Consider the following 6330-nt stretch of genomic DNA (forward strand, 5'->3'; position numbering starts at 1 on the left):
AAAATGTATTATCTCATCCCATCAACAAGCCTTTTACACATATCACCAAAAGAAATCTCTGGCTTCCATCCCAATGTTTGCAGTTTACTAGAATCTAACTGCAATTTCATTACAGGATTATATCCCAATTTTTCAGCATTTTCTGCACAATCAAAAACAACTTTTGAAGTAGAATCTTCATAAAGATTGCAGAATAATTCAGCCATATCTGCAATAGAAATTGTTGAATCAGAATTAGCAATATTATAAGCTTCTCCAACATTTCCTTTGTAAAGTACTGTCAAAATTCCACTAACTGCATCAGTCGTATAACAGTAATTTCGGATTGTCTCTCCCTTAGTCTTCAAAATAATATCTTTGTTTTCTATAACTGCTCTTGCGAATTGAGCAAAAACACGATTATCGTTATATTCAACACCGGCTCCAAAAGTTTGGCATAATCGTGCAATTTTTACAGGAATATTGTATTCTCTTGAATAGGAAATACATAAATTCTCTATCATTCGTTTACCTTCAGAATAACTTGATCTTACAGAAAGTACATTTATATACCCTGAATCATTTTCCTTCGCATTTTTTATTCCTTCGTTACTATTGAATGTTCCATATACTTCCAAAGAACTTAAATAAACAAAACCTTTCAAATTTTTATTAACACATTGCTTTAAGAGATTTCTAGAACCATCAAAAGCCGTAAGAATAGTTTCAACTGGTTTTTCTACAAAAGTTTTAGAATCTGTTATACTTGCACCGTGAATAATATAATCAATTGTTAAATTAGAAATATCAAGCTTTGTAATATCCGAATAAATAGGAACTAAATTAGAACAAAAGTAATCTGTAAAAACTTTCGCAAATTTTTCTTTATTTCTACAAGCAGCATATACTGTAATCAGTTTATTATTTTCACTTGAAAACTTTAGCAATGCTTTTATCAAAATTGATCCAAGCAGACCAGTTGCACCAGTAACAAGAATAGATGTATTGGCAAAAGATTCAAAATATTGCTTATAAGATATTAATAATTCTATATCATGTTCTAAAACTTTATTCATAATTATAATCCAAAAATTTGTTGTTGTTCACGAACTTCATAAAGTGCCTTAAAGGTATAAAAATCAGCAGGAGTTGTAATTTTAATATTGTCAAAATTTCCTTGTACAGTATATAGGTCATGTCCATAATATTTCATAAGACTTGCACTATCTATCATATTAGTGTTGCCTTCTTTTCGAGCCTTTTCATGTGCTGCTAAAAGTTCCCCCATAACAAAACATTGAGGTGCTTTAGCATGAAAACACTTTGATCTATCTGTTATTGAAGTAATTTTACCATCTGTAATCGTTGCAATTGTTTCTATTGCAGGCGTAACTGTTATTGCAGATCCATGTTCTTTAACAGAAGTTATACATTCAGAGATAATATTTTCATTTACAAAAGGGCGAACCCCATCATGAACCAGAACAACTGAATCATCTGGAGCAAATTCTTTAATTGCACAAAGACCGTTATAAATACTTTCCTGACCTGAAGAACCACCAGGAACAACTTTTCTAACCTTGTCAATCTGATATTTATCTAAAAGTTTATTTAGAAATGGAATCCAATCTTCTATACAAACAATAACAATATTATCTATTTCGGGATGATTTTGAAAATTCTCTAAAGTATGAATTATAAGTTCTTTTCCATAAAATTGAAGAAACTGCTTAGGTTTTGCACGGCTATTCATTCTAGTACCGCTTCCACCAGCAAAAATAAGTGCATTATTCATTTTCTATTTCCTTATACAATTTTTGGCAACAATTACCATCAACATATTCTGCAAATTGCAGTATTTTTTCTTCTGAAACTGGACGGAATTTTTCATCTCTCAAAATTGAAATAGTTTCTTTCCAATCTTTAGCCATAACTCCATCCATATTAGAATAATAATCAAAATAATGATTGCGAGAAGTTTTCAAATAATCTTCATAATCAAACGGCATTAAAATCACAGGTTTTCTAGTAACCATAAAATCAAAATAAATACTACTATAATCTGTTAATAAAATGTCAACTTGACCGCAAAAATTATATAACTCATCTATATCATCATCTGTAATAGTTACAAAACGTTCTGAAGTTTTTTTAGAATCTAAAAACTTTGCATCATAAAAATGTGGTTTATATAAAAAAATATAATTCTTATCTTCAAGTATTTTTTCAAGTTCAATAAATTCAAATCCATATTTCACATCAAATGGATTAAAATACTTACCATTCCATTGGCTTGTTCTAAAAGTAGGCATATATAATATGAATTTACATCCTGGATATTTTTCTGATAGACTTTTTAAAAGCTTTTCTGACTTTTTATAGAAAAGTGCATCACAACGAGGTGTTCCACAATTTAGAATTCTTTTATCTGACAGATTAAAACTACTAGAAAGAAATTGTGTAAAGAAAGCAGCATTTGTACAGGTAAATCTATTCTTGTAGTTATTTACAGCCCATGGTGTCACGATTTGCATAATTTTATCATAAATTTTTCTTGCTTTTGAAATTTTCGTAATTCCATCAAGATAATCGTTTTTAATTTTTTTTAATGGCATACCATGCCATAACTGATAAATTTCAGCACCATTAAGTCTAAAAAAAGAAAACTCATCATCCCTAACTGTAAAAACTTTTCCAGCAGACAAAAGCAGTTTTTTCCCTTCCTTTGAATTAATATGAAATGCCATTATATTCATTTCGTTTAATTTCTTTATGAGTTCCTTTTTTCTTAATACCCATACACATTCTATTTCTGGATGATTATTTCTTACCCATTCATAGAAGACTCTGCTATTATCGGAATAGCGTTCTCCACTCCATGAAGAAAAAATCCATAATTTATTATTTCGTTTATGTAAACCAATTAATAACCATAGTGGTATTAAAAATAAATGTTTTATAAAGTATAAAGATTTGTTAATGAAATTCATTATATATTTCATTTTTAATACTCCTGTCTTAATAATTTTACAACTCTATTAAATCTTAAGCTAAAAACAATGAATTCAGTACAAAATGTAAGTAGAGGCACAGTTACAAAATTCAAACAATCTATACCATATAAAATAAGAAGTCCAATTATATGAATCCCAGCTCCTATCATTACACTAAGATTTGCCATTCTTAAATCACCTAAAGCACCTAACACTGGATATCCAAAAAGATATGTTGGCAACGAAATTATTATTAAAGGAATCATACAGCGTAAAATTGGTACAGCATTTGAATATTCTTTTCCACAAACAAATACTATTAACCAAGGAGCAATAAAATAGAGAATTATACAGCCAACAATTATAATTGGTTCTAAAATAAGTAATATTTTTTTTACAAGTTTATAATTCTTTTTTTGGACCATATATGGATATATACTATCTGAAATAGGTGAAAGTAACTGTCGACACATTGATGTCATTGTGTTTGCGGTTCCGTACACCCCTATCTCATTACTTGAAAAACGCATTCCAAGAAGTACAGTATTCAAAGTAGTATAAATAGAAACTGCTATACGAGAAAGGAAAAATGGAGATGCCTCTATAATATACTTGTAGGTATCTTTTAGCGAAACTCGTACAAAATATATATATTTTTTCTTAAAGATATCAACCCAAGTTAGTATAACAGCAATCAAATTACCACCAAGGGTTGCTATCGGTACAAAAAGATAATCTGAAGGATCATGTATAAAAACAAATATCAGTATTGTATATATAAGTTTAGAAAAAATGACACGATATGTAATTATACTCATTTTTTCGATTCCACGAAAAAGGTAATCCGGTAAAAAGATATTACATACTGCACCAATAAATGAGATATAGAAAAATAATTTTTTATCTGAAAATGATGATACAAATGTACAACAGATAAAAAGCACAACTAATTCTAACAATGCTATAATTAGTTTTCCTTGAATTATACCAATAGTTATATGTCCTAACTTAGTCTTATTGTCTCGATATATTGAACAAGAATTCGTTGCTGAAAGCAAAAAACCAAATTCTAATACTAAGATAAAATATGTCATTATAGCATTCGCAAATACAACAATACCATATTTTTCAGCCCCTAAAACACGCGTTATATAAGGAAATGTAAACAAAGGGTAAATATAACTAATAATTTTCATTAGGTAGAGAAAGAATGTATTTTTAGCAAGGTTTTTTTCAGCTTTGTCCATAATTAGAATATAAAAAAAACTTGATTAATCTTTTTTCTTATTCAAATCAGCCTTTATTTGAGTAGTGCTTATTTCAGGGGTACGCTCCAAATAAACGACTTCGCACAGTTCTTTAAGAAAATCAAATTTTCCTTTCCAATCATCACCAATTACAAAAGTATCTACATGATATTCTTTTACATCAGTTTTCTTTTGATCCCAGTTCTCTTCCGGAATAACTAAATCAACATAACGAATAGCTTCTAGTAACTGCTTTCGTTTTTCGTAAGAGAAATAGCATTTTTTCTGCTTTTCATTCCAGTTAAATTCATCTGTGCTTAGAGCAACTATAAGGTAATCTCCAAGAGCTTTTGCTCTTTTCAAAAGATTAATATGACCATAATGGAGTAAATCAAAAGTTCCATAAGTTATTACACGTTTCACGTTTAATAATATGACTCTTTTCATCTTACTTGTCAATGTTATCAAACTGTAAACCATCTTCTATATTATTTTTAATTTATTTCTTTAATTTTCAAGCGTTTTATAGATTTTTTTCGAGTTTCTTATAAAAAAAGTTAATGTAATGCCATTCTTTTTTTATACGGTAGGCTATAAAAGGGGTGAAAACCAAGCCCCCTGAACTGGCGATTAAACATAAATTTACCCGAGAGCTTTTTATAAGACAGCAAGGAAAAATTTTAGAGGAACAGCAGCCTGTTTTTTCATATATAATAGTACAAAGTGACTCTGCTATAGATAATGACACACTTCTTGCTCTTAAACAGATTCCTGAGTTTTACCATTTTTTGAACAGCAATACTGATATAACTCCCCTTTCTGGTGGTGACCTTGCTTTGATTCAGCATTTTATTGGGATTGGTCCTAAAATTGGTTCTTCGCTTGTAAGATTTGACGAAAACGACCGCATTGTAGTTATTGAAGGTACTCTAAAAGGCATTGAAGGAAACATCATCAAAGTTGACAAGCGCAAGCAACGAGCTAAGATTCGCGTTGAATTTGCAGGCACCGTTCACACTATGAATTTAAGTTTTGAGGATATTGAAAGAAAGGTGTGACAATTTACTTTAGTAATTTGCGGTAGGCTATGAAGCAACTGCCCTGCAGGGGACCGCCCAGTATTTACAGTTATTTTTATTCCTCATTATTATCAGAAATTGACAGTATTTTTTTTGATGAGAAGTCCAACCCCATAATTGTTCGAAGTTGTTTTATAGCTGTTGCGCGCAATAATTCAAGACGTTTAGATTGGTCAATATTCTGCTCTATTAGAATTGCGTTATAACTTTCAAGATTTGCGAGTACCAGAAGATGATGTAAATCTGTATAATCTCGGATATTCCCCTTTTTGCTTGGATTATCTTTACGCCATTCTTTTGCTGTTTGACCAAACAATGCCACATTCAGCAAATCAGCTTCATCTGCATAAACAAAAGATTTTTGAGCGAGGGTAAGCTCTGGAATTATAAGGTTCTCTTTTATGGAATCTGTATGGATTCGATAATTCAATTTTGAAAGTTCGCGATTAAGATTCCAGTTTAATGAAAGTCGAGAGTTTTCATCTGCTTTAAGACGACGGTAATCTTTTACAAGATATAGTTTGAATTCTGCAGAAATCCAAGATGCAAATTCCATTGCTATATCAGAATGTGCAAATGTACCTCCATTATATCGTCCAGCCTTTGAAACAATTCCAATTGCATTAGTTGCTTTAATCCATTTTTGAGGAGACATTGTAAACGCATTAGCACCTGCAACATTCTTAAACCCCTCGAATTTGATATGTACCCAAAATTCTGGACACATATTATGAACTAGGCGGAACGAATGGATGCTTCCCTGTATTTTACAGGAGGCATCCATTTTGTTTTAACCTGTATTCGCTTGTTGTTATAATAATCTATATATTCTGCGATTGCTACAGAAAACTCTTCAAAAGATTTAAAATCCCTTTCATGACCATAATATAATTCATTCTTTATTCGACCAAAAAATGTTTCCATAATGCAGTTGTCATAGCAGTTTCCTTTACGAGACATAGATTGTATAATCCCATGTTTAGTCAGAGCCGTTCTATAATAAATATGTTGATACTGCCAGCCTTGGTCAGA

At 30.5% G+C, this 6330-nt stretch carries 8 protein-coding genes; 1 reads left to right on the forward strand and 7 read right to left on the reverse strand.

Annotated elements, in window-relative coordinates:
- Positions 1-8: 8 nt before the first annotated feature.
- The 5 genes from BMY21_RS09805 to tagD are packed head-to-tail and all read right to left on the reverse strand — an operon-like array spanning position 9 to position 4642.
- A complete protein-coding gene (locus BMY21_RS09805; RefSeq protein ID WP_074643501.1) occupies positions 9-1055 on the reverse strand; it encodes an NAD-dependent epimerase/dehydratase family protein in 1047 nt (348 codons plus the stop codon).
- Between the two features lie 2 nt (positions 1056-1057).
- On the reverse strand, positions 1058-1774 hold the full coding sequence (gene ispD, locus BMY21_RS09810) for a 2-C-methyl-D-erythritol 4-phosphate cytidylyltransferase (protein WP_074643503.1): 717 nt from the start codon (positions 1772-1774) through the stop codon (positions 1058-1060).
- Positions 1767-2981 carry a CDP-glycerol glycerophosphotransferase family protein gene (locus BMY21_RS09815; protein WP_074643506.1) on the reverse strand — a complete coding sequence of 405 codons (1215 nt, stop codon included), beginning with the start codon at positions 2979-2981 and terminating at the stop codon, positions 1767-1769. Before BMY21_RS09815 ends, ispD begins: the two co-directional genes overlap by 8 nt.
- A 2-nt stretch (positions 2982-2983) precedes the next feature.
- Entirely contained in the window at positions 2984-4219 is a 1236-nt protein-coding gene (locus BMY21_RS09820) for an oligosaccharide flippase family protein (protein WP_074643509.1), read from the reverse strand.
- Between the two features lie 24 nt (positions 4220-4243).
- The gene (tagD, locus tag BMY21_RS09825) at positions 4244-4642 is read right to left on the reverse strand and encodes a glycerol-3-phosphate cytidylyltransferase (protein ID WP_074643511.1); all 399 of its coding nucleotides are present in this window, start codon (positions 4640-4642) and stop codon (positions 4244-4246) included.
- A 179-nt stretch (positions 4643-4821) separates the two neighbouring features.
- Here tagD and BMY21_RS09830 point away from each other — a divergent pair, with 179 nt between their 5' ends.
- Complete coding sequence (locus BMY21_RS09830) at positions 4822-5277, forward strand: hypothetical protein (RefSeq protein ID WP_083379817.1); 456 nt, start codon at positions 4822-4824, stop codon at positions 5275-5277.
- Positions 5278-5353: 76 nt separating this feature from the next.
- Here the strand turns inward: BMY21_RS09830 and BMY21_RS09835 are convergent, their stop codons facing one another.
- Complete coding sequence (locus tag BMY21_RS09835) at positions 5354-6025, reverse strand: KilA-N domain-containing protein (RefSeq protein ID WP_256210372.1); 672 nt, start codon at positions 6023-6025, stop codon at positions 5354-5356.
- 8 nt (positions 6026-6033) lie between these two features.
- On the reverse strand, positions 6034-6330 hold a 297-nt coding region (locus BMY21_RS09840; protein WP_143064206.1), incomplete at its 5' end, for an IS3 family transposase.

Origin of the sequence: Treponema bryantii, from assembly GCF_900111035.1 — a bacterium.
GTDB classification, from domain to species: Bacteria; Spirochaetota; Spirochaetia; order Treponematales; family Treponemataceae; genus Treponema_D; species Treponema_D bryantii_C.